The sequence below is a fragment of the Staphylococcus pseudintermedius genome (assembly GCF_001792775.2).
Lineage (GTDB): Bacteria > Bacillota > Bacilli > Staphylococcales > Staphylococcaceae > Staphylococcus > Staphylococcus pseudintermedius.
The window spans coordinates 20,964-45,265 of the sequence record NZ_MLGE02000018.1 but is presented as its reverse complement, the minus strand read 5'-3'; the positions used below and the strand labels follow the sequence as shown (position 1 = coordinate 45,265).

The 24,302-nt window shown below is 36.7% G+C and carries 26 protein-coding genes, 1 tRNA gene and 1 pseudogene; 26 read left to right on the top strand and 2 right to left on the bottom strand.

Annotated features, from left to right (window positions below; all coding sequences use genetic code 11):
- Window positions 1-162 precede the first annotated feature (162 nt).
- The 24 genes and pseudogenes from BJK46_RS10900 (at window position 163) to BJK46_RS10770 (ending at window position 20,017) form a co-directional block, all read left to right on the top strand.
- Entirely contained in the window at window positions 163-408 is a 246-nt protein-coding gene (locus BJK46_RS10900) for a hypothetical protein (protein ID WP_014613511.1), read from the top strand.
- Window positions 409-529: 121 nt separating this feature from the next.
- Window positions 530-1,015, top strand: a complete 486-nt coding sequence (locus BJK46_RS10895) for a hypothetical protein (RefSeq protein ID WP_014613512.1) — start codon at window positions 530-532, stop codon at window positions 1,013-1,015.
- 21 nt (window positions 1,016-1,036) lie between these two features.
- Window positions 1,037-1,447: a DUF1617 family protein gene (locus BJK46_RS10890; RefSeq protein ID WP_014613513.1), complete on the top strand. Its 411-nt coding sequence runs from the start codon at window positions 1,037-1,039 to the stop codon at window positions 1,445-1,447.
- Between the two features lie 19 nt (window positions 1,448-1,466).
- Window positions 1,467-1,727, top strand: a complete 261-nt coding sequence (locus tag BJK46_RS10885; RefSeq protein WP_014613514.1) for a hypothetical protein — start codon at window positions 1,467-1,469, stop codon at window positions 1,725-1,727.
- A 66-nt stretch (window positions 1,728-1,793) separates the two neighbouring features.
- Window positions 1,794-2,054 (top strand): hypothetical protein, encoded by a 261-nt coding sequence (locus BJK46_RS10880; protein WP_014613515.1) that lies wholly within the window; start codon window positions 1,794-1,796, stop codon window positions 2,052-2,054.
- A 466-nt stretch (window positions 2,055-2,520) separates the two neighbouring features.
- On the top strand, window positions 2,521-2,802 hold the full coding sequence (locus BJK46_RS10870; RefSeq protein ID WP_014613517.1) for a phage holin: 282 nt from the start codon (window positions 2,521-2,523) through the stop codon (window positions 2,800-2,802).
- An 86-nt stretch (window positions 2,803-2,888) separates the two neighbouring features.
- Window positions 2,889-3,236, top strand: a complete 348-nt coding sequence (locus BJK46_RS10865) for a hypothetical protein (protein WP_020220229.1) — start codon at window positions 2,889-2,891, stop codon at window positions 3,234-3,236.
- A 54-nt stretch (window positions 3,237-3,290) separates the two neighbouring features.
- Window positions 3,291-3,821, top strand: coding sequence for a phage upper tail fiber protein (locus BJK46_RS10860; protein WP_037542673.1), 531 nt, complete (start codon window positions 3,291-3,293; stop codon window positions 3,819-3,821).
- A gap of 11 nt (window positions 3,822-3,832) precedes the next feature.
- Entirely contained in the window at window positions 3,833-4,231 is a 399-nt protein-coding gene (locus tag BJK46_RS10855) for a hypothetical protein (RefSeq protein WP_014613520.1), read from the top strand.
- A 39-nt stretch (window positions 4,232-4,270) separates the two neighbouring features.
- On the top strand, window positions 4,271-4,462 hold the full coding sequence (locus tag BJK46_RS10850; protein WP_014613521.1) for a hypothetical protein: 192 nt from the start codon (window positions 4,271-4,273) through the stop codon (window positions 4,460-4,462).
- 539 nt (window positions 4,463-5,001) lie between these two features.
- Window positions 5,002-5,925 (top strand): annotated as a pseudogene (locus BJK46_RS10840) (peptidoglycan recognition protein family protein).
- Between the two features lie 97 nt (window positions 5,926-6,022).
- Complete coding sequence (locus BJK46_RS12515; RefSeq protein ID WP_225550264.1) at window positions 6,023-6,583, top strand: hypothetical protein; 561 nt, start codon at window positions 6,023-6,025, stop codon at window positions 6,581-6,583.
- Between the two features lie 632 nt (window positions 6,584-7,215).
- Window positions 7,216-7,299: transfer RNA gene (locus BJK46_RS10820), tRNA-Leu, on the top strand.
- A 595-nt stretch (window positions 7,300-7,894) separates the two neighbouring features.
- Entirely contained in the window at window positions 7,895-8,953 is a 1,059-nt protein-coding gene (locus tag BJK46_RS10815; RefSeq protein ID WP_014613526.1) for a PTS sugar transporter subunit IIC, read from the top strand.
- 185 nt (window positions 8,954-9,138) lie between these two features.
- The gene (locus tag BJK46_RS10810; protein WP_014613527.1) at window positions 9,139-10,599 is read left to right on the top strand and encodes an ABC transporter substrate-binding protein/permease; all 1,461 of its coding nucleotides are present in this window, start codon (window positions 9,139-9,141) and stop codon (window positions 10,597-10,599) included.
- A complete protein-coding gene (locus BJK46_RS10805) occupies window positions 10,592-11,317 on the top strand; it encodes an amino acid ABC transporter ATP-binding protein (protein ID WP_014613528.1) in 726 nt (241 codons plus the stop codon). The genes BJK46_RS10810 and BJK46_RS10805 overlap by 8 nt, the downstream gene beginning before the upstream one ends.
- A gap of 155 nt (window positions 11,318-11,472) precedes the next feature.
- The gene (gene queG, locus BJK46_RS10800; protein ID WP_014613529.1) at window positions 11,473-12,603 is read left to right on the top strand and encodes a tRNA epoxyqueuosine(34) reductase QueG; all 1,131 of its coding nucleotides are present in this window, start codon (window positions 11,473-11,475) and stop codon (window positions 12,601-12,603) included.
- The gene (gene trmL, locus BJK46_RS10795; protein WP_014613530.1) at window positions 12,603-13,073 is read left to right on the top strand and encodes a tRNA (uridine(34)/cytosine(34)/5-carboxymethylaminomethyluridine(34)-2'-O)-methyltransferase TrmL; all 471 of its coding nucleotides are present in this window, start codon (window positions 12,603-12,605) and stop codon (window positions 13,071-13,073) included. The genes queG and trmL overlap by 1 nt, the downstream gene beginning before the upstream one ends.
- A 192-nt stretch (window positions 13,074-13,265) precedes the next feature.
- Entirely contained in the window at window positions 13,266-13,865 is a 600-nt protein-coding gene (locus tag BJK46_RS10790) for a 6-phosphogluconolactonase (protein ID WP_014613531.1), read from the top strand.
- A gap of 20 nt (window positions 13,866-13,885) precedes the next feature.
- Entirely contained in the window at window positions 13,886-14,047 is a 162-nt protein-coding gene (locus tag BJK46_RS12225) for an SAS053 family DNA gyrase inhibitor (RefSeq protein WP_014613532.1), read from the top strand.
- Between the two features lie 120 nt (window positions 14,048-14,167).
- Complete coding sequence (locus tag BJK46_RS10785) at window positions 14,168-14,611, top strand: hypothetical protein (RefSeq protein WP_014613533.1); 444 nt, start codon at window positions 14,168-14,170, stop codon at window positions 14,609-14,611.
- A 229-nt stretch (window positions 14,612-14,840) separates the two neighbouring features.
- Complete coding sequence (gene fumC, locus BJK46_RS10780; protein WP_014613534.1) at window positions 14,841-16,226, top strand: class II fumarate hydratase; 1,386 nt, start codon at window positions 14,841-14,843, stop codon at window positions 16,224-16,226.
- A 20-nt stretch (window positions 16,227-16,246) separates the two neighbouring features.
- On the top strand, window positions 16,247-17,773 hold the full coding sequence (ppx, locus tag BJK46_RS10775) for an exopolyphosphatase (RefSeq protein WP_014613535.1): 1,527 nt from the start codon (window positions 16,247-16,249) through the stop codon (window positions 17,771-17,773).
- A gap of 81 nt (window positions 17,774-17,854) precedes the next feature.
- Window positions 17,855-20,017, top strand: coding sequence for an RNA degradosome polyphosphate kinase (locus BJK46_RS10770; protein WP_370498991.1), 2,163 nt, complete (start codon window positions 17,855-17,857; stop codon window positions 20,015-20,017).
- Window positions 20,018-20,084: 67 nt separating this feature from the next.
- On the opposite strand, the gene BJK46_RS10765 is transcribed toward BJK46_RS10770, so the two are convergent.
- Window positions 20,085-20,915 carry an RluA family pseudouridine synthase gene (locus BJK46_RS10765; protein ID WP_015729366.1) on the bottom strand — a complete coding sequence of 277 codons (831 nt, stop codon included), beginning with the start codon at window positions 20,913-20,915 and terminating at the stop codon, window positions 20,085-20,087.
- Window positions 20,916-21,068: 153 nt separating this feature from the next.
- Here BJK46_RS10765 and BJK46_RS10760 point away from each other — a divergent pair, with 153 nt between their 5' ends.
- Window positions 21,069-22,193, top strand: a complete 1,125-nt coding sequence (locus tag BJK46_RS10760) for a GAF domain-containing sensor histidine kinase (RefSeq protein ID WP_014613538.1) — start codon at window positions 21,069-21,071, stop codon at window positions 22,191-22,193.
- Window positions 22,193-22,819, top strand: coding sequence for a response regulator (locus BJK46_RS10755; RefSeq protein ID WP_014613539.1), 627 nt, complete (start codon window positions 22,193-22,195; stop codon window positions 22,817-22,819). Before BJK46_RS10760 ends, BJK46_RS10755 begins: the two co-directional genes overlap by 1 nt.
- Window positions 22,820-22,968: 149 nt before the next feature.
- Here BJK46_RS10755 and BJK46_RS10750 read toward each other — a convergent pair whose 3' ends face one another.
- A complete protein-coding gene (locus BJK46_RS10750) occupies window positions 22,969-24,255 on the bottom strand; it encodes a dicarboxylate/amino acid:cation symporter (protein WP_014613540.1) in 1,287 nt (428 codons plus the stop codon).
- Between the last annotated feature and the right edge of the window lie 47 nt (window positions 24,256-24,302).

Here is a 24,302-nt window from a genome sequence, read left to right as displayed (position 1 = left end):
GTTATAGAAATTTCTGGAATTTTAGGAATCGTATCTTAATGATTTCTAAGGTATTTGTAAGTGAATATAAAAAACGCATTAAACAACAAAATAACGTTGCTTAATGCGTTATCGTCTCACCAACCGACGTTGACAAAGAACCGAAAAGTAGGCGTATTTTTTATGTCGGAAATTAGACGAGGTTCCATTTCGGCCAAGTTTGCCGCAGAGTTACGTAAGGAAGTGGCGAATGATTTTGGCGGAGGTCAAACTGATTCACTCGATTATTATTTCGAAAAGTTTATGCGACATCAGGTGACTAAAGATTTATCGAAACATACGATTAAATATTATAATGAGCGTTATTCTATCTATCGTAAATGGAGGGTAGATAACGATGAAGATTTAACGTTAGATGTAATCAACTAATGGTGCTGTTAAATAGAATTTAAACGGTAACTCACTCGATTTTTACGGGAGTTCACATATCGACTTCCACACATCCTCGAATATACTTAAATATAAAAATAAAGATGGGGTAGGTTTTTTAATGTTTACGAATACAGAAGGAACTACAAGTCCGGCAGTAGTGTTGGGAGCTAATAGAAGTGGTTCAGTCGATCCTAAACGTGGAGATTTTGCGGGAATAGTAGCGCACTCTTATGCAAATCCGTATAGTTCTACAGGAATATATTCAGATAAAGTTTATTTCGATAGTCATGGAGGTGAGCCTAATACAGGTGGTTGGACGCTTGAAAATTATCGTAAAAGTGGTAAAATGCGAGCCTTTTTCGGTAATAACTCTGTCGAATATAGTTATGAATTAGGGCAAGCTAATGCGCAGTTCTATTCAGTTTGGACGCAAGGTTTGAATGATAAGTTTAAACTCGTGACATATAGAAGTGGGAATGCAGGTCTTACTAGTTGGAATGGTCGTTACGGTATAGTGATATCAAATCATAGTGTGGAGCTGTTATATAACAACGCTGTCTATGATGTAGGAAATATACTTCAAGATAGTACTTGGAAAGTTTAATATGAATAAGGAGGAAGATTAGTGAAGTTAACATTAAAAAATGTCGAAATAAATAAAGTTAGTACGTTTATGTATAAGTTAGAACTAAAAGCGAAACAAAGTAGGTCAAGAACGAAATTTATGCGATTGCTAGACGAAAAGCAGGAGGAATATAAAGAAGGTAACGATGAATTGTTAAGTATGTACGCAGTTAAAGACGAGGCAGGGCAGCCTAAGATTGTAGACAATCAATATGAATTCGAAAATGGTAACTTAGAAAAATATATCGATGAGCGTGCGGAATTAGATAACGAAGAAGTTATTATCAATCTCGAAGATTACCCGAAAGTGTTCGAAACTCTATTTGAAGTTTTAGATGAGTTAGATATTCAATTGAAAGAAGAGGACGCTGTTACTTACGATAGATTGTGCGAAGTATTCCGCGTTGAATAAATATAAGGGGTGGTAATTTATGGCAAAAGAGATTCAAGGTAAGTCGACAAGCTATATTCTAGTTCAAGTGGATAGTGAAAGTAATGAGAAAGCGTTGATGCGTGACTCTTATTCTGGGACGTATTACGCTACGGAGGAACTAGCATTTGCTAAATCGATTAAGAGTGTGGCATCAGCGAAGAAGGTAGAATCGGCGTTAGAAATACTTCACGAAGATGAAGACGGAGAAAGCTCAATAACGTTTAAAGTTATGCAAGTAGATGTTGAAAGAAAGCGGTAGAAGAGTAGTTATAAAGCAGTGAAAATGCGCAAATAACATCAAGAAAATAAAAGGCGGTAGAGAAACGTGATACGTGGATTGATAGAAAAAGTAGAAGACGTAGCGTTACGTGCCATCATCGCTTATATCGAAACACAAATAGATTCGCATGATCAACGCATTGCGAAGTTGGAAGATAATACGAAGTTGTCAGATGAACAATTGTCGAAAGTAATAGCGCAGATAGAATCAGATTCTGAAACTTGGAAATTGATTAAGAAGACGTTTATTACTACGATTGTTGGCGGTATAAGTGGTTACATTTTAATCCGTCTTGGAATGAAGTAGGAGGTTAAGAATGATTAGGAAACCGGCGGCGATAGAAATCGTCATATTCTTTTACGCATTGTATGTAACATTTACACTTGCGTTAGAGCCATCGTTATTTAGTAAGATTGACAACGATGTTTACAAAGGTTACGTTAACCTTCTCGGTAGTCAATCATCGCTTTTGCATATATCTTTAAGCGTAGCAATATTTTATCTAATCGGATTTTTTACGAAGAGACCGATACTAAAATTGGCGGTTAATACTATCGGATTCTTTTATTTCGGTATAGTGACGAGTAGCTTTCTGCTCAACTATCCGAATTTGGGTTAGGGATAATGGTGCTTGTGTTGGCTTTAATATTCCGTAATTTGATGCGTATTATAGATGAAGATGAACGTAGAAAAGTTGCGAAAATAAAGAATCAAATTGTAGCAGAATTAGACGAACAGAAGTGAAAATAAAACGAACAAAGGGAAAATACAAATGAATAAATTTAAAACAAACTTCGGTGTTAGAACGAGAAATCCACACTTTTGGGCGCAAATGGTTGCGTCTATTTTTATGCCAATTTTGGTGTACTACGGTGTTACTGCGAAGCAAATTGCGTCATGGGGAACGTTGTTTAAATTAGTTACAGACGCTGTAAGTAATCCATACGTATTTGCAACAATTGGCGTATCAGCATACAATGTATACGCAGATAATGCGACACCAGGATTCGGAGATAGTGTGCGAGCATTAAGCTATAAGAAACCGAAAGCATAAGATAAATTAGTCGCTCAAATGGGCGTCTTTTTTATTTGTATTTTATTCGTATTTTGCATTGAATTATCGAGGAAGAGGTGGACTATTTGCAGACAATCGTATTAAACGTCTTGAATTTAGGAGACGGAAACAGGATCAAGCAAGGCGATAAATCTGTGATGAGATATCAATTGATTGATGAAAATGACGAACTATCTATCGTAGGAAAAGTAGAGGTAGTTTATTTGTATAAAAGTTCGAAAATTATTTATAAAAAAGAAACAACGGTAGAAAATATCGATGACAAGGACGTAGTAATCGTAAAAATAGACGATATACTTCCTCGCGGTACTTATATGTTAGAAATAGTCGTAGATGATAAGTATGTATTCCCGTCGGATGAAAGCGAAAAGATTGAGGTTACTAAATCGATTTTAGGGCGTACATTCGAATAAGTAGTGAATAAATCTGTATATGATGAGCTAATCAAGTTCGAAATAGAGAAGGGTTTGCTCGAAGCGTTACGTGGGCGTGATGGACGTTCATTAGAAGTTATTGGTGCGGACTTAGATAAAGAAGGTAATATAATCATTAAATTTAGCGATAATTCGTACGTAACTATACCGAGAGGACAGCGTGGAGAAGGTGGAGAAGCAAGCGCGAAAGGCGAGGCAGGTCAGTCGATAACTATCTTAAGTCAACGTGTAGAAGACGGAAATATATTGGTTAAGTTCTCGGATGAGACTACGCTAACTATTCCGAAAGGGCAAGACGGTAGAGATGGTGTGAACGGAACAAATGGTCTAAGTGCGTATGAGCTTGCGAAGAACAGTGGGTTCACTGGAACTATCGAAGAATGGTTGAAATTGCTAAAAGGCGAAGATGATGCTAAAGGCGAACGTGGCGAACAAGGTATTCAAGGTAAGGCGGGTCGTGACGGACAAAAAGGCGATATTATTAATTTATGGGCAGGTACAAATGACGAGTATGATGCGTTGTCTTCTATTAGCAGCACTACGTTGTACCTAATTACGTATTGAGGTGACGATATATGGCGAAAGTAATTTTAGGTAATCGTAAGATAACTGTACAACCTAGTCGTTTTGATATCGTAATCAACCGTAGCTTAGGTAGAGTATTGGGTAATCATACGTACTCATCGCTAACAATTAACGATGTCAGCTACGATATCGAAAGTATGGTTGTAAGTGATACGTCAATTACTGTGTTGTTATCGAATGATCAATACAACTTATCAGGCGTAGTAACTGCGAAGGTAGTATTTTTTAGAGACGATAGTAAAACTGAATGGCGCGTCGTTGTAGATGTTTTACCTTCATTAGTACGCAGTGCAACCGCAGAATACGACAGCAATCTACTTCCTACGCAATCATACGTTAAGAGGCGAGGATTAAATGGCACAATAGTTAACCGTAGAGAAGTAGAATAAAAGGACGAAGTACCTACAGGTATAACACGAAACGAACGAGTGGAAACTGAAAAATATCCGCTCAATGATTTATTAGTTATCGGTACGAAGAAATCCGGTAAAGTGCAAGGCGATATGAATTTATTGATTACGAAAGAAGTGTTCTACGGCGAAACAGATATTGTAGCAATATACGCAGGAAAACGATTGGTGAGGAATCAACCGTATATAAACCATTTTGAGTCGGTGTAATGCCGGTTTTTTATTTTGCAGAAAATCTGTAGTAAGGAGAACGATTTATGCCGATAGGTTACGAAACAAAAGCTAGTGAAGCATTGCGGTGGGCTAAACGACAAAGAGGCATAATGCATGATGGCGACGGAATATGGCCGGGACAATGCGCTGACTGGATAATTATATTCGGTAAAAAGTATTTCGATTGGCATTTCGAAGGACATGCGAAGGATATTATCAGTCAAAAGAATAGAAGGAAAGCGCCCAAAGGAAGGAAGTTTATTCGTAATAAAGAAACCTTCGTAGTACAGCCGTTAGATATATGCGTTTGGGTCAAAGGTAAGTGCGGACATGTGGCTCTTGGAGTCGAAGGTAATTTAGATTTGTTTAAGTCGCTAGATCAGAATTGGACGACACATGGGAACGGTAGTCCAGTCGAAGAAGTAATTCATAACTACGATGATTTAGAATTCTGGGGCGTAATTAGGCTTCCGTTTATTGACGACCTAGATATCGAAAAAGATTCATACGTAAAAACAACAAAGGGGAATGGTAAAATGGTGAAGAAATATATTGGAGATTGGAACGGAGTACCAACGTATACAGAGTTTTTGAAAATCGGAACTAGACGTACAGGACAACGATTAGATAGTGGTCATCCGAAGTTCTTAGTTTTTCACGATACAGGTAATAGAAATAGTACAGCGCAACAAAATGTAAATTACTACAACAATACGTATAATCAACCGTGGGCTACGACTGTGTCAGCGCATGTGTTTGTAGATGACAAAGAGTGTATCAATTGCGTACCGTTAGACGAAAAAGCATGACATGTGTTGTACTATGCTTCTACGGATAACTTATGGTATGGCGATGACACTAACGATATTGCAGTAGGTGTAGAGGCGTGTTACTTTAGCGATAAAGAGCGTTCAAGAAAGTCGTTCGATAATGCGTGTAAAATTGCAGTGTTTATCTGCAAAGAATACGGAATTAATCCACGCAACCAAATGCCGGGTCATTATCAAATACAAGCTGATAAGATTGTTCCAAAGAGCGTATTGGAAGCGTGTGGATATTCGAAAGATATGTCGGTAGTAGATAAGTATGTACTGAAATATCTCGATGGTGTAGCGAAAGAGTCTAAACCTAAAGAATCGAAACCAGCACCTAAACCTACGTCAAAAGCTACGCAGAAGATTCCAGTCAAGAAACAACCTAAAACGGCTAAAAGAATTAAACCGTGGTCTGAAAAAGCACACTATAGCGGTAAGATTAAATACAATGCATCATTACGTGAGCGTTCCGGAGATAGCTTCAATAACTATTCATTCGGACATGAGAAGGGAATTTTAGGGAAGGGAGAAACGGTTTATATCTTCGAAGAAATTCAAGATGAGCAAGGAAATATCTGGTGTCGTATGTATACGCCGGCAAATAAAAGTTGGGTTCATAAGCATACGATAGCAGTTTCTAAATAGTGTAAATTAATTTTTTTGTATTCTAAAGTGCTTACAATTATATTACATATATGTTACATTGAAAACGCAAACATTTAATACTTAGGAGGAATTATTTATGAAAAGTAAGAATCTGAAGTTTTTAGGTGTAGCAGTTTTATCTGGAGGTTTAGTTCTAAGTCCGTTGGGTGTAGGAGACAGCGTCGTAAACGCATCAAGTGAAAACAAGACTACACAAGCGCAAGCAGGAGACGAGCAGGTAAATGAAGAAATGGCAAATATTATTTACTCTAATTTAGCTAAAAGTAAAGATGGCGATTTAGTTATATCAGATGAGGGTAAATTAAAAAAAGATTTGAATTCATCAAATTTAGGAGTGAGTGTTAAAGACGTTCAGACTTATGTGCAAAACTATAATGCCACAATAAAAGGCGAAAATGGTAAAAAAGCACAAAAACAACTAAAAACTTATAATTCAGAAGTTGAAAAACATATGAAAAATCAGGTGAGTAATGATAAATTCAGATCTAAATGCTCAACTGCAATCAGTGTATCAGGTTTACTACACACTGGGGCGACTACAGCAGCAATGACCGCTCTAGGTGTTAGTGGTCCAGTTGGTTGGGGCGTAGGTTTCGGAATGGCAGCGTTATACACTGCTGGTAGCACACTTTGTTGATAAAGACCATGAGGTGATTAGAAATGAAAAATACAATTGAACAGTATTATTTCACTATAATATATTTTACTATATTATTAATTTTCTCAATATCAATAACAGATATGTTTACAAATAGAGTGTTGATATATTTAATATTGAGCATCGTAATAATACTTTCTACCCTTGTAGTTGAGTCGAAAATTAACCAATCTCATAATCTTCAAGAAAAAGCAAAAATCATGTTATTTTCAATGGTGCCAATCAATTTAATTGTTATCACTATATTTTGGATATTCGTATTTTAGTTTGATAAATAAATATCGCCCACTTAGTCGTTGAAATAGACGGTTAGGTGGGTTGTTTTTTTGCGTAAATTATACGAATACATATTTGATACATATTCTATATTTTTTCGTAGGCAAATCGATTGTGATACCGATTAAATGTTACATTATAAATTATAAATTACCATAATTGTTACGACTTGTTTTAAAAACTTATTACGAATGTTAATACGCTTGTTGACTTTTAAGTCACATTGAATTAATCTGTTTATAGATGTTTTCGAGGATTTTTCAAAATCCCGCGAAGCTCAAACGAGTTTTGCGCGTATGAAAGTTTAGGAAAATGTATAAAATCAATAATAGTGGGCCGGTGTGGCGGAATTGGCAGACGCGCGGGACTCAAAATCCCGTGTCTTCACAGACGTGTCGGTTCGACCCCGACCACCGGTACTAATAACCATAATTACACACCAAAGCACATCAGAAACCCTGTTATTACGGGGTTTCTTTTTATTTATACACCATAGAATATCAAAATTTTGGTCACACATTGGACACGATTGCTACATTGTATGTCCAATGTGTCCAAGTATTATAGCGCATTTAATAGCTCAAATTAACTGGCACGAAAATGGCACGATAACGCCTTGGTGTGCGGCACGTGAAACATCTTTGCACGTTATTCTTAATAAATGTTCTTAAGCGCATGTTTGAGCCTGATTTTTTTATGTATTCTATCATTGAGTCACATCGATAAATTGACCATGTTTTTCTAACCGTGATTGTTATACGACAAAAAGCATTGATTATTTCACTATTTTAGCCTTTGTGTAATCAAAGTTTAAAGAAAATGGTCATTGCAATTTTCACTATCTCTCTCATGCAAAGATAGTTGATCTTTTTCCAATTTTCTACTAAAATCCACCTAATATTCATAACACTTTAAAGCATTGATGAATATTTTAAGAAATTTTCAGAATACTGTTGTACCATAAGTTCACTTATATTATGATTAACCTATTCTGATAAGCGGAGGGTTGCGTAGATGGCGACAAAGCAAATTAACAGCAAACATTTTTTTAGCGTTATTTTAAATGCTGTAGGGGCAGGTGTGGTAATTGCGTTACTTCCTAATGCCTTTCTAGGTGAATTGTTGAAGTTTTTTAAAGACGGTCAACCCATTCTTGAAATGATCTATCAAGTTGTTTTGGTTATCCAATCATTTATGGCATTTATTATTGGGGCACTTGCTGCACATGCCTTTAAATTTCCAGGTCCAGGGGTAACATTTGTAGGGACTTCTGCGATGATTGGTTCAGGAGCGTTACAGTTTAAGAATGGTGCGTTTGTGTTACATGGCATTGGGGATATCATTAATGTCATGCTCATTGTGATGATTGCGTGTCTCATGTTTATTTTATTGTCTGGCAAATTAGGATCATTAGAAATTATCGTGTTACCCGCGTTAATTCCTGTGACTGCGGGAATGATTGGACTCATGACATTACCTTATGTGAGTAAAGTAACACAATCATTAGGACATTTAATTCACACGTTTACTGAACTTAATCCATTAATTATGAGTCTTTTAATTGCGATTACATATGCCTTATTGATGGTGACACCGATTTCACTTGTAGCGATAGCAACGGCAATATCTTTAACAGGTTTGGGAAGTGGTGCCGGTAATATGGGTGTTGTAGCGGCGTGTGTTACATTTATAATGGGATCGATAAAGGTCAATAAACTAGGAGTGAATATCGTACTTTTATTTGGTGCGGCTAAAATGATGATTCCTGTTTATTTCAAACATCCTATTATTAGCATCCCGTTAATCATCAATGGTTTCGTGGCAGGTCTGATTGCATACTTTGTGGGCATACAAGGTACACCGATGTCAGCAGGTTTTGGCTATTCAGGGCTCGTTGGACCGATTAATGCGTTCAACCGTTTAGAAGGAGATCCGATGATGAATATTTTCTTATTATTGATTGCCTATTTCGTGATTCCTTTTACAGTAGGATGGTTTGTACATCAATTGAGTAAAAAAGTATTGCCAGGTTATCGAGATGAAATTTATCATTTTGAAGTACTGAAAGATTAAATGTGAGCCGTCATATATGAATTTGAAATGAATCATAGCATAATGAATAAAACATCAATCAACGATACAAAGTTGATTGATGTTTTTTGTTGTTTAGAAGGTTAATGAAAAATTTTGAAAATTATTATTGCATAAACTTACATATAAATGTATAATAATCAATATTATCGGGAGGAGGCAGTGTAATGAAGTATTTGGGGAAACTGATGACAATGATGTTAATCGTCGTATTTAGTATTTCGGGAATTCCTGCGAAGTATGATGCCCAAGCTGCAAGTGAGGATCAGTGGGATGTCATTAAAGATCGTGGAGAATTGAGAGTGGGACTATCTGCAGACTATGCGCCAATGGAATTTGAAAGAACAGTGAATGGTGAACGAGAATATGCAGGTATCGATATTGAATTAGCCAAAAAAATTGCGAAAGATAATGGTGTTAAATTAAAAATCGTCAATATGCAGTTTGATAGTTTGCTTGGTGCATTAAAAACTGGAAAAATCGACATGATTATTTCTGGGATGACACCAACAGCTGAACGTAAAAAAGAAGTGGATTTTTCCGATAACTATATGACAGTTGATCAAAAAGTCGTTGTTCGTAAAAAGGATAAAGATAAATATAAAACGTTGAAAGATTTAGCACATCATCGTATTGGGGCGCAAAAACAAACGACGCAAGAAGAATTAGCGCAAAAGGAAATTGAAGGTGCAGATGTACAATCGTTAACACGTTTGCCTGAAGTCATTTTATCTCTCAAAAGTAACAAAGTAGATGCGATTGTGATGGATAGTGCTGTAGGTAAGGCGTATTTAGAACAGAATGAGGAATTAACGTTCTCAGATGCATCGTTTGCAGATTCAAAAAAACAGACTGCAATTGCGATTCCGAAAGATTCACCTAAGTTATTAAAACGAGTAAATCAATCTATTGCAGACGTCAATGATCACAATTTGCTTGCTAAATATGAAAAAATTGCTGCTGATGCAATGCAAGATGATGGTAGCTTTTTAACAAAATATGGGGCGTTTTTCTTAACAGGTATTAAAAGCACAATTGTCATTTCATTAATCGGAGTTGTATTAGGCGCAGTGTTTGGTTCCATGTTTGCGTTGATGAAAATTAGTACAATTCGCCCGTTGAAATGGTTTGCTTCAGCGTATATCGAGTTTTTACGTGGCACACCGTTACTCGTACAAGTCTTTTTAGTATTCTTTGGTACAACAGCAGTATTAGGTTTAGACATTTCAGCATTTATTTGTGGGGCCATCGCGTTAGTGATTAACTGCTCGGCTTACATTGCAGAAATTATTCGTGCAGGAATTAATGCCGTAGATAAAGGTCAAATGGAGGCAGCACGTAGTTTAGGTTTAAGCTACAGTCAAACGATAAAGTCAGTTATTATGCCGCAAGCGATTAAAAAGATATTGCCTGCATTAGGGAATGAGTTTGTGACAGTGATTAAAGAATCTTCTATCGTTTCTGTAATTGGTGTGAGTGAAATTATGTTCAATGCACAAGTTGTACAAGGTGCATCATTTGATCCATTCACGCCATTGTTAATTGCCGCTGTATTGTACTTTATTTTAACATTCACGCTGTCACGTTTAATGAGCTTTTTAGAAGGGAGAATGAGTATCAGTGATTAAAATTTCAAAGTTAAATAAATCGTATGGTCAAAATGAAGTGTTAACAGGTATTGATTTAGAAATTGCACAAGGTGAAGTGGTCGCGATTATTGGTCCTTCTGGAAGCGGGAAAAGTACATTACTGAGATGTATGAATTTATTAGAAGTTCCTACATCAGGGCAAGTCATTTTTGAAGGTCGTGATTTGACTGATAAGGGCACTAAAGTAGATGAATTACGTCAAAAAATGGGCATGGTATTTCAAAACTTCAATTTATTTCCACATAAAAAGGTGATTGATAATATTATGCTAGCGCCACAATTATTGAAAAAAGGAGATGCACAACAATTAAAAACACGTGCATTGGACTTATTATCAAAAGTAGGTTTGGCAGATAAAGCAGAAGCCTATCCGAATCAATTATCAGGTGGACAAAAGCAAAGGGTTGCGATTGCGCGTGCGTTGGCGATGGATCCTGACGTGTTGTTATTTGACGAACCCACATCCGCATTAGATCCTGAGGTGGTTGGCGAAGTATTAGCAGTTATGAAATCACTCGCTAAAGAAGGGATGACCATGGTTGTCGTGACGCATGAAATGGATTTTGCGAAAAATGTGAGTGATCGTGTTGTATTTATGGCAGATGGTGTGGTGGTAGAAGATGGACCACCACATGAAATTTTTGAAAATCCGCAACATGAACGTACACAAAATTTCTTGAAACGTGTGTTAAACTAAATATCAATGAAAGGGCTAGGAATTTATTGATTCCGGCTCTTTTTTAGTTGATGCGTCAAATGATGTAAATGAGATTCCAAGCTTCTATGGAATAATTCCACGCAATGACAGTCAGATATGTTAAAATAGTATGGTGATTTTAAAGAGGTGACATGATGGATGTACGGGCATTGAAAGAAGAGATAATTGCATATGCACACACAATAGGTATCAATAGTATTGGTTTTACCACTGCAGATCCTTTTGATGAATTGAAACAAAAACTTGTCGATTATCATGCAAAAGGCTATGCATCAGGTTTTGAGTCGTCTGATATTGCTTTACGTACAGAGCCGAAATTATCATTACCGACTGCACGTTCAATTATTGCAATTGCTGTTGGATATCCGAATAAATTAAAAGGTGCGCCTAAAAGTGTTCGAGGTGATCGTCGCGGTGTGTTTGCACGCGCATCATGGGGGCAAGATTACCATTCGATTATGCGGCGACGTTTAGATGATTTGGCTGCTTTTATACAACGTAAAGTGCCTGATGTAGAGCTTATGTCAATGGTGGATACGGGCGTGCTATCTGACCGTGCAGTTGCAGAACGTGCGGGGCTTGGATTTGTAGGACGTAATGGTTTCGTCATTAATCCTGACCTAGGGACGTGGTCGTATTTAGGAGAAATGTTAGTGAGTATTCCATTTCCACCAGATGATCCACTCCTTGATAGTTGTGGAGATTGTACGATTTGTGTTGATCGTTGTCCTACGGGCGCGCTCGTTGGTAATGGGCAATTGAACAGCCAAAAATGTATTAGCTTTTTAACGCAAACGAAAGGCTATTTACCGGATGAATATCGTTATAAAATCGGTAATCGTCTGTACGGTTGTGATACGTGTCAACAAGTTTGTCCGAAAAATCGAGGTATTAATACGGAACAAGACGATATACATCTAGAGCCAGAAATTTTAAAACCACGATTAGTTCCATTACTGAAAATGAATAATAAGACGTTTAAAAATCAATTTGGCCATCTTGCTGGTGCGTGGAGAGGTAAAAAGCCGATTCAACGGAATGCGATTCTTGCACTGGCACACTTTAAAGAAGAAACGGCAATTCCCGATTTAAAAGATGTGGCTGAAACAGATCCGAGACCTATGATTCGTGCGACAGCCTTTTGGGCAATCGGTCAAATTTTAGGTGAGGCCGCTAAAGATTATGTGATGTCACATTATGATAATGAACTTGAAGAAGTCCAAGTCGAGATGATTAAAGGATTAGAAATGAGGAGAGATGAATAATGCCAATTCATGTAGTTTTATATCAACCAGAAATTCCTGCGAATACAGGGAATATTGCACGGACATGTGCAGCGACTGACACACATTTACATTTAATTCGTCCACTAGGTTTTAGTACTGACGATAAAATGTTGCGACGTGCCGGCTTAGATTATTGGAAATATGTATCGATTACTTATTACGACAATATTGAATCATTTTTTGAACAAACAGAGGGTCAATATTTTTTACTGACAAAGTTTGGGTCTAAAAATCATACGTCCCAAGATTTTTCGGATGTTGATCAAAATTATTACTTTATTTTTGGTAAAGAAACAACTGGATTACCAGACTGGGTGAAGGATAAGTATGATAATACAGCGTTACGCATTCCAATGAACGAAAATGTACGTGCACTGAATTTATCTAATACTGCAGCAATTCTAGTTTATGAGGCGTTAAGACAACAAAATTATCCAAATCTACAATAGACAGCTATGAATTTCATAGCATGGTTCATAGTTTGAGGTTGGGACAAGAACAAATGCGTAAAAAAGGTTATAATAACGATAACGGAGACCCTTCCGAATGTTCCTCATTTTTTAATGTTTTAATTGATGTTTAAAATGGGTATGTAATTATTAATGTAAAAGACGAGTAGGACAATAGAGGAGTGTACGATAATGGCAATGAATTTTAAAGTATTTAAAGATGCAGAAACAGCAGCAACTTTCACAGCAGATATCTTAAGAAAACAGTTAAATAACAATCCGACATCGATTGTAGGTCTTCATTTAAATCAAGAAGAAGCACCTGTATTAGATGCATTAAAAAAAGATGTCGATCGTCATAGCGTTGATTTCAGTCAAATTCATGTATTGGATTACGACGCGCAACAATCATATTATCAAGCATTAGGTGTCCCAGAAAAACAAATTCATCACGTACCAGAAGATGAAAAAGTGGAATCATTTATTAAACATCACGCAAAAACAAAAGATAATAAAGGTAAATTGACGTTACAAGTCGTGACAATCGATACAAAAGGTCAAATCGGTATACCTATGAATGACGCATTGTTACCAGCGCGTGAAATTATTGTTGTCGTGACAGGTGCAGTGAAAGCAGAACAAGTGAAGAAATTATACGAAGAAAACGGTAATACGACATTTATTCCGTCAGCATTAAAATCACATCGTATGGTAACTGTTGTCCTTGATGAAGCAGCTGCACAAGGTTTACCTGAAGATGTGCGCAATTACTTTACTTCATTGTACGCATAAGAGAAGAGGTGAAGGGCATAATGAAAGACGAACAAAAGCATTATGATAATGAAATGGTTGATAGTTTTGATGATGTTGTGGAGCTCGGTAAAGAAATGGAACAAATTTCTGAAGCGAACGATGAAGAGAAACTCAATCAAGCACATGATTCCAAAGTGCGTTCTGATAAAGATACAAAATAAAAATTAATGAGAAGACTGGTTTACCATGGAGATGGTCCAGTCTTTTTATTTTCTTTCGTGTACCTCGAGATAAATGTGATAAAATGGGAGCATGTTAAAAAATGATGAAAGGTGACATACATGAAGTTACATCAGAAATGGGTTACATTAATTATAATTTCAACAATCATCAACTTATTATCGATTAAAGCCTTTCCATTGGCGTTAGGGACGTTATATTTACCGGTATTATTTAAAATTGTACAACTTCAACTAAACTTATCCAATGGGTTAGTCGATGATGCACAATCACACGTTCAAACTTTTGTGAAAACGAATCAAAAAGGCATCGTTATTAGTGTTATTTGTTGTATCGCGATAACTGTCGCGTTGACGATTTATTTAGATGATTTTTACAATCAGTTCAGTGGCATTTTAGGTGTATTCATTCAAATCAGTCCGGTCATGATGGTAATAGGCCTAGTTTTGTATATTTTGGCAGCTATTGCAGTCGTTCAAGCTGTGAAACACAAATTTATGCATACTGAAGCGGTAAAAGTTAAAGAAACAACTTCAAATGAATAAATGATGGATTGCTTTCATTGAATTATCACTTTGTAGAGGCGATGGATGTGATGTTTCAATATGCTACTTTCACGTATTGTTGAAATAAGGTCGGGAAATTAAATTTTCTCGGCCTTTTTTATTTGGAGAAAAAACGCAATTGCACGCCAATGTTCATTGAATGGCGATTTCGTTTAATGCTATAATTTAAGTGACAAGAATATTGAAAAATCAAAGGGGAGCGAGAGATATGTCAGTAAGAATTGAACATGATACATTTGGTCAAATTGAGGTGCCTGCAGATAAATATTGGGGCGCTCAAACACAAAGAAGTAAACAAAATTTTCCAGTCGGTAAAGAAAAAATGCCGATTGAGGTGGTTTATGGTTTCGCACAATTAAAACGTGCAGCTGCATTGGCAAATAATGAATTAGGAAAGCTAAGCGATGCGAAAAAAGATGCGATTGTATATGCTTGTGATCGTATTTTAGCAGGCGAATTAGATGAACATTTTCCACTAGTTGTGTGGCAAACAGGAAGCGGTACACAAAGTAATATGAATGTGAATGAAGTTGTGAGCTATGTGGCCAATGAATACTTAAAAGAAAAGGGGAGTGACGAAACAATCCACCCGAACGATGATGTCAACAAGTCACAAAGTTCTAATGACACATTCCCGACAGCAATGCACGTTGCACTGTATCATGAAGTGGAAAAACGTTTAGAACCTGCTTTGAAAGGCTTGCGTGAAACGTTCTATAAAAAAGAAAATGAGTTTAAAGACATCATTAAAATTGGACGTACACACCTTCAAGATGCGACACCGATTACATTAGGCCAAGAAATTAGTGGTTGGCGCTATATGCTAGACGTGTGTGAAAACTTATTGGCAGAATCTAAAAAGCATATTTTAAACTTAGCTATTGGTGGCACAGCAGTCGGTACTGGCATTAATGCACACCCTGAATTTGGTACAAAAGTTGCAGGATACATTGCGGAAAATACAGGTTATCCATTTGTATCATCTGAAAATAAATTCCATGCGTTAACTGCACATGACGAAGTGGTTCAATTACATGGTTCACTCAAAGCGCTTGCGGGTGACTTAATGAAGATTGCGAATGATGTAAGATGGTTAGCGTCAGGCCCTCGTGCAGGTTTAGCTGAGATTTCTATTCCTGAAAACGAGCCAGGTTCATCGATTATGCCAGGTAAAGTGAACCCAACACAATGTGAAATGTTAACAATGGTGGCTGTACAAGTCATGGGTAACGATACGGTAGTAGGGTTCTCAAGCGCTCAAGGGAATTTCGAATTAAACGTCTTTAAGCCTGTTATTTTGCATAATACGTTACAATCTATTTATTTATTAGCAGACGGTATGGAGACATTCAATCAAAACTGCGCAGTAGGTATTGAACCTATTCCTGAAAACATTGATAACTATTTGAACCGTTCATTGATGTTAGTGACTGCACTGAATCCACATATTGGTTACGAAAAAGCAGCAGCCATTGCGAAAAAAGCACATAAAGAAGGAATAACTTTAAAAGAATCTGCAATTCAGTCAGGCTATGTGACAGAAGAACAATTTGAGGAATGGATTAAGCCAGAAAACATGGTCCACCCGAAATAGTATGGAGGCAAGTTTTAAACATGGAACGTAACGGTTTAATAGATATTGGGTCAAACACAATCCGCTTAGTGATTTTTCGATACGATCCGAAAACAGGATTAAATGAAATTCAAAACATTAAAACACCGGCACGATTAAGTCAATATTTAGATGCTGAACAGAATATGACGCAAGAAGGGATCGATGTTTTAACCACAGCACTCAGAAGTTTTAAAAAGGTAGCGACAGATTTTGAAGTAGAACATTTGTATCCGATTGCGACAGCAGCGATGCGTCAATCTAAAAACCAAAAAGAAATTTTAAAACATATTCAACAAGAACTCGACCTTGAAATTATTATGATTCCTGAAGAAGATGAAGCTTTTTATGGCTCTTATGCAGTCACGCACACGACAAGTATTCGGAATGGCATCACTGTCGATATCGGTGGGGGCTCTACAGAGTTAACACTATTTAAAGAAAAAAAGATTAAAGAAGCCATCAGTTTTCCGTTCGGTGTTGTCACTTTAACACGGATGTTCTTTGAAGGAAAAGAGCATAATGATAAAGATGCGATTAAGAAAATGGAAAAGTTTTTGAAAAGTGAATTTGGCAAAGTGTCATGGATACAAAATCAGCATATTAATTTAGTCGGTATCGGTGGTTCTGCGCGTAACTGTGCGCGTATTCATCAGTCTTTACATCAGTATCCTATCGCGGGTGTCCATGGCTATACGATGGAACAAAGTGATTTAAAAGAAGTATTTCAAATGCTTAAAAAATCTTCACGTGACACGTTAACGACTTTAGATGGATTGAGTCGTGATCGTGTAGACATCATTTTACCTGCCGTATCGGTATTTAATGTGTTATTCGATATGATTGATGCGACAGCGTTCACTTTCTCAAGAAAAGGGATACGTGAAGGTTTCATTATGAATCAAATTGCTAAAAAGTATCCAAAAGAATTTAATAAAACCAATGTTCTGCAAGATGCGTTACGTCATTTAGCCAATGAGTATAAAATCGAGGAAAGTGGCGCCAATCAACGTGTGAAACTAGCCGAATCGCTCTTAGAACAGTTGACGAAAGAGAAAAAGCTTAAAATTGATGAAGATTTAAAGCAAGTTTTTCTTGAAGCGGCGTATATTTATTATTTAGGTCGATTTATTGATTCCGATTCGAGTTCACAACATACGTATTACATTATCGCAAATTCAGGGATTAACGGCTTATCACATAAAGAGCGTGTGCGATTGGCATTACTCGCAAGCTTTAAAAATAAAACGTTACTCAAATTGTATAGTGAAGAGACAAATTGGTTTTCTGATGATGAACTATCAGACATTCAAGCATTAGGGGGCATTATTAAGTTTGTAAACGCATTAAATATCTCTAATACGAACAGTGTCCAAGACGTGAAATTACAGTCAACAAAAGAAGGTTACGACTTGTTTGTCAATGATCAAGGTGAATCGATTGCCGAATCTTATCAATCTAATCGACAAAAGAAACATATCGAAAAAGTACTTAAAACAAAGGTTAATATTATTTTTACAAATGCTTAAATTATAGCCCATTCATTTTATGTTACGCTAAATAGGGACTTGCGCTATGTTTTGTAAAATATTAATGGGGTGACAATGAAAGTGACTATTGAAAAAGGAAGTTTGGACCTGAACCATCCAGATTATTATAACAATCGTGAAGTCAGCTGGTTAGACTTCAATTATAGAGTATTGCAAGAAGCCTGTGACGACCAAAACCCATTACTCGAGCAACTTAAGTTTATTGCGATTGGGAGCGCAAATTTAGATGAATTTTTTATGGTGCGTGTGGCAGGATTAAAAGACCAAGTCAAAATGGGATTTAATAAGCCTGAGAATAAAGCGCAATTAACGCCGCAACAACAGTTAAAGGCAATTGAACAGAAAAATCGTCAAAACGTTGCCTTTCAATACCAACGTTTCAATACTTTAGTTGAAACTTTGAAAACATATGATGTGTATTTATGCAAACCGGATGTTTTAAATGAAGATATGCGGAAGCAACTTGAACAAATCTTCTTAAATGATATTTTGCCGACATTAACACCGTTGGGCATTGATGCATATCGACCATTTCCAAAACTAAACAATAAAACATTAAATATTTTTGTCGATATTGATACTGGTGATGAAATTAATTCAGCAATCGTTCAAATCCCCACACTATTAAATCGTTTTATTACAATTAATGAAGGCAATCGTCAATATATTATTTTAATCGAGGATATGATTTCTTTTTTCATGGGTTATCTTTTCAAAGGATATGAAATTCTGAATACGTATACATTTAGAATTACAAGAAATGCCGATTTAACGATTCATGAAGATGGTGCCGAAGATTTGTTGATTGAAATTGAACGCTTTTTAAAAGAGCGTAAAAGTGGTGCAGCGGTGAGGTTAGAAATTGATCATCGTGAACAACAAGAGATGCAAATAGATTGGTTGATTGATACGTTAGAATTAGAACCTCAAGATGTGTATTATACGAATGGCCCACTTGATTTAACGATGGTATTTGAATTGGTGGATCATTTATCACATAAATTAAAGGACTTGAAATACGAGCGCTATACACCACAAGTGCCGCAATCTTTAGGCAATGACAATGTGTATGATTTGGCGTTGAAACGTGATATTTTCTTCCATCATCCGTATGAATCCTTTGATCCGATTGTTGACTTTATAACGGAAGCATCTGAGGACCCCGACACATTGGCAATTAAACAAACGTTATACCGTGTCAGCAGTGATTCACCGATTATTGAAGCACTTAAAAATGCTGCTGAAAATGGTAAACAAGTCACGGTATTAGTGGAATTAAAAGCGCGTTTCGATGAGGAAAATAATGTGCATTGGGCAAAAATGTTGGAAGAAGCGGGTTGTCACGTCATGTATGGTATGACGCATTTGAAAACCCACAGTAAAATTACATTGGTCGTCAAACGTGTCAATGGTAAACTCGTTCCTTTTGTGCATTTAGGTACAGGAAATTACAACGATAAAACGGCCAAATTGTATACAGATATGGGAATTATTACAACAAATCGAGAAATTGGAGAAGATGCGATGAATTTCTTCAATTATTTGAGTGGTTATTCCATGAAGCCGGATTATCAACAGTTAATCGTGGCACCATACGAAATACGTGACTTATTTATTGAACGTATTGATGAAGAAATCGAAAGCCATCGTCAACACGGAAACGGTAAAATGATGATGAAAATGAATTCATTGACGGATAAAGCATTAATTAAAAAATTGTATGAAGCGTCACAAGCAGGTGTACAAGTGAAATTAATTATTCGTGGGATTTGTTGTTTGAAACCGGGCATTCCTGGTATTAGCGATAATATTGAAGTCGTGAGTATCGTCGGACGTTTGTTAGAACATTCACGTATTTATTACTTCTATAACAATGGCAAAGAGAAAATATATCTATCTTCTGCAGATATGATGACGCGAAATATGATAAAACGTGTTGAAATTTTATTCCCAATTTTGGATAAACGCATTGCGAGACGATTGGTAGATTTTATGCACTTACAACTTTCTGACAATCAAAAAGGTCGTTATCAAGATGCTTCGGGTGTGTATCATTACGTTAAAAATGAGTTAGCACCGATCAACTCACAAGAATATTTAATGCGTGAAGCACAAGAATATGGGTTAGCATTGTCCAAGCAAAATATGATTGAGACAGGACAACCCGTACGCGCAAAAAGGAATTGGATGGACCGTGTGAAAGGGCATCTGAAGCGTAAATAATGAAGCGTATAAAAAAAGGGGGCTTGGACATGGTGTTGTCTAAGCCCTCAAATCTGCCTGTAATTAATTATTGTTTAATATCATCAATCGTCACAGAAATCGGTTGTTGCGTGATCGGATGCGTCATTTCAATTTGATAACTTTCAAGCTGTAATTGACGTAATTTCGAATCACTATATAATGGATCCCCCAGTACAGGATAACCAATTTCAGCGAGATGCACACGAATTTGGTGTGTACGACCAGTATCTAACTTTAACATCACTTCACAAACACCTTCTTCAATCATTTCAGAAGACAAAATATGTGTCACTGCACGTTGACCGGTAGGAGAGACACGACGTTTATTCGGATGGAATTTATCCTTGCCAATTGGTAAATCAATCGTTTGTGGCTTAATTGGCAATAAACTTTTCACTTGTGCTTTATAAATACGATGAATGTCATTATTTTCCAACATACGATCTAATATTTTTTTGATGATCGGATGCTTCGCCACAATAAGTAAGCCGACTGTCTCTTGGTCAAGACGATGAATAGGCTCAACATAAGGGTGGTTCAACGTATAAATGACATGGTTCATTAACGTATTACTTTCTTTTAAATCATTCGGATGTGTTTTCACGCCTTTCGGTTTGTAGACAATCGCTAAAAAGTCGTCTTCATAAGCGATTTGTGCATAACGATAGCTCGGTAAATATTGGCTTTTCGCGTCTTCATCAGGAATGTATATTTCGTCACCTGTATGGACGATAGTTTGTAAATTTGCAGCTTCATCATTCACTGTGATAGATTTTGACATATTCAATGTATGCAACTCTTTTTTAGGCAATTGTAATGTTTTAAATATGTCACGAATGGATTGTTCATTAAATGTATCGGCAACTTTAAATTTCATAAAATCCTCCTTAATTTCCTTTATCATAACACAAAACGAATGGTGATTGATGGTTTTATTCATTGAAACAACGTGTATAATAAAGTTAAATGTACATCCATACACGAATAAAAATTGGATGATTGATGTGTAGCAAAGAGTGGAGTGACAATAATGGAAAAACCAACAAGATTGGCGTTATTAAAGGAAATTGCCGAATTCCTTAACGAAGAAACTGAATTACAATCCATGCTCGACGGTGCGTTAGACTCTTTAATTAAGGGAAGCGATTTTACAACAGGGTGGATATTTTTCATTGATGAAGAAGGCCGCCATACATTAGAGTCACAGCACTCATTACCTTCAGCTTTAACCAATCGCCAATGCCATTATATGAAAGAAGGGACATGTTGGTGTGTCCAAGCATACCATAACCATAAATTGACCAAAGCCTCTAATATCATTAACTGTTCGCGCATTAATTTAGCCAGTCGTGAATTTGTGACAGAAACTGAAGATATTACCCATCATGCGACAGTACCTTTACGCTCTGGTAATGAACAATTTGGACTGTTAAATGTCGCGACGCCGTTTACGACGCATTACTCGGATGAAGACCTCGAATTGTTAGAATCTGTTGCATTTCAAATCGGTTCTGCGATAAAACGGATTGACTTGAACAATCAAGAGAAAGAAGCGGCACGAATTAATGAACGTAACCGCTTAGCTCGAGATTTACACGATTCGGTTAATCAAATGTTGTTTTCTTTAAAATTAACGGCACATGCGGCAGGTCAAATGACGCAAGAGGAAACGTCAAAACGTGCATTTATGCAGATAGAGCAAACGAGTCAAAACGCTGTGAATGAAATGCGTGCGTTAATTTGGCAGTTAAAACCGGTAGGCCTCGAAAAAGGGCTTGTTCATGCATTAAAAAATTACGCAAGTCTTATAGGTCTAGATATTGATGTGACGGTCAAAGGACTCATTGACTTAGAAAATAAAATTGAGACCCATCTGTACCGTGTCATGCAAGAAGCAATGAATAATACGAAAAAGCATGCGCAAACAAACCATATGGATATTGTGTTGAACCAAACAGACGTCTATCTGATTGTTGAATTGAAGGATAACGGTATAGGATTTGACGTGACTCAAGTTGATTCGGCCGAAAAACACGGATTGTCGAATATGCGACAACGGATTAAATTTTTAAAAGGAACAATAAAAATGGCAAGTGATCAAGGAACAAAAATTACAATACAACTACCACTTCAACAGCCCAGGGAGGGACAATAATGCCTAAAATTGCACTTGTGGATGATCATTTTATAGTAAGGCAAGGCTTAGAATTTTTACTTTCGACACAACCACAGATAGAAGTTGTAGGAAGCTTTGGGGAAGGTCAAGCACTATTAGATGCTTTAGCAACCGATCAAATCGAACCAGAACTTATCCTTGTTGATTTGGTTATGCCTGAAATGAATGGGATTACATTAATTCAAAAACTGAAAGAACAACATACAGGTATTAAAATATTAGTGCTTACAAGTTATGTAGATGAAGAGCATGTCATGTCAGCGATGCAAGCAGGTGCAGACGGTTATGAAATGAAGGATGTCGATCCGGAAGCATTAATGACCTCTATTGAAACGGTTTTACAAGGAGATAAAGTGATTCATAAAGATGCGCAACAGGTGATGGATACAGTCATAACGAAGCCGCATATGCTCAATAAATTGTCCAAACGGGAAACAGAAGTGCTGAAAGAAATGGCGAAAGGGAAGACGAATAAAGAAATTGCTGAAACATTGTTCGTATCGGAAAAGACGATTAAAACGCATGTGAGTCACATTTTCTCTAAATTGGAAGTGACCGATCGCACACAAGCCGCGATTTATGCCATGGAGAATCATTTAGTGTAATGAAATAACATTCACCTAAAATTAAAAAGTTGTTGCTAATTTTGTTTTTGTCAAATAGCTTCAATTGATTTATCTTTCAAAATAAGACAAGTAAATTAAAAAACCAACATTTCTTAAAATAGCAAGAAACGTTGGTTTTTTGTATTCATTTATTCTACGTGCATATTCCCTTTTAATTTTCGTCCTTCACGTTCGGATAGAATCAATGCACATGCGGCATCACCAGTAATGTTTACTGCTGTACGTGTCATATCTAACAAACGGTCGATCCCTAAGATAATACCGATAGCGGCTGGATTTAAATCGACTGCAGTTAATACCATCGCCAACATGATCAGTCCTACACCAGGGACGCCTGCTGTTCCGACAGAAGCAATAACAGCTACAGCGACAACGGTAATGAGCTGTAGAACTGTTAAATCCGCACCAGATAATTGCGCAATGAAAATTGTAGCGACACCTTGCATGATTGCAGTACCATCCATATTAATTGTTGCCCCTAAAGGTTGAACGAAAGATGCAATTTCTGGTTTGACACCCATTTTTTTCGTACATTCCATTGAAACCGGAAGTGCAGCGTTAGAACTTGAGCCCCCGAAACCAACTGTAATCGCTGGGAAGAAACCTTTGAAAAATTCAATTGGGCTACGACCCGCTAAAAACTTCACTGCACCGCCATAGACGACAAAGAAATGAATAAAGAGTGCGGCTAATACAACAATAAAGTATAAACCAAGTTGTCTGATTGCACCAAAGCCTGCGCCTGTAAATGCATGTGCGACAAGTCCAAATGTACCGATTGGCGCAAATACATTCATTACCATTGATATAATATACATCAGGACTTCATTAAACTGTTCGAAAAATTGATGTACAATCCTTCCTCGTTCGCCTACCATCATAATACCGATACCGACGAAAATCGCAAATGTAATAATCTGAAGCATATTTCCTGTTGTCATTGATTGAATCGCGTTTTTTGGAAAGAAATTAATTAAAGTTTGATCAAATGTCTGGTTGATTGGAGAAGCCCCAGTTGCCTTTTGATCATCTAATTTCTTTTGATATGTGGTAACTTCTTCTGATTTTAATAAGTCTGAATGGCCAGCACCTGGTTTAACGATTAATGCTAAACACATCGCTAACGTTATCGCAATCGCTGTTGTCGATAAGAAAAAGACGAGTGTTTTTAAGCCGATGCCGCCTAATAATTTTGGATCACCAACACCAATTACACCGAGTACAATCGACACGAATACAACCGGTACTACGAGCATAAAGATTAGATTTAAGAAGATTTGACCAATGACATTAAAAACATATTGATCGATAAATCCAACAAATTTAGATTCGACATAGAAATTGAAAATCGAACCTAACGCAATCCCTAAGATTAATGCTATAATAATTTTCACTGTTAACCCTTTAAATTTCATACTGACTATCCCCTTTAATGTTATAACAACATTATAGTCTGAAAATT